Source organism: Pseudomonas sp. 7P_10.2_Bac1 (genome assembly GCF_025465935.1).
Classification (GTDB): Bacteria; Pseudomonadota; Gammaproteobacteria; order Pseudomonadales; family Pseudomonadaceae; genus Aquipseudomonas.
Genome location: NZ_JANLNV010000049.1, coordinates 1 through 344 on the forward strand (window position 1 = coordinate 1; position 344 = coordinate 344).

Genomic DNA, 344 nt, shown 5'->3' on the forward strand with positions numbered 1-344 from the left:
TAGGCTCTGTACGAAAAGTATTGTCGCAAACACCGCATGGCGCAGGCCAATGAGACCATCGCCGCAAAACTTGTTGCGAGCTTGTCGAAGCGCGTAACGATGCGTCGATTTTCCTTCAGCCAGCCGAACATGCGTTCTATGATATTGCGCTGCCGGTATTTGGGTCGATCAAACAGTCTGGGCAGGCCCGGCTTAGCTTTGCGCTTCATGTCGCGTAACGGGATTACAGGCTGCATCCGATAGCGATCACAGTAGCGACGCAGAGCTTCAGCATCGTATCCCTTGTCGGCCAGCAACCATCGGCAGCGTTTGCGAGGACGGCCGCGCAGGCTGGGGATATAAGC

General features: G+C 55.8%; 1 protein-coding gene. It reads right to left on the reverse strand.

Going from position 1 to position 344, the window contains the following annotated elements; translation table 11 throughout:
• Positions 1-344 (reverse strand): transposase (locus NTD86_RS08685; protein ID WP_262201790.1); only part of this gene is annotated, 344 nt, incomplete at both ends.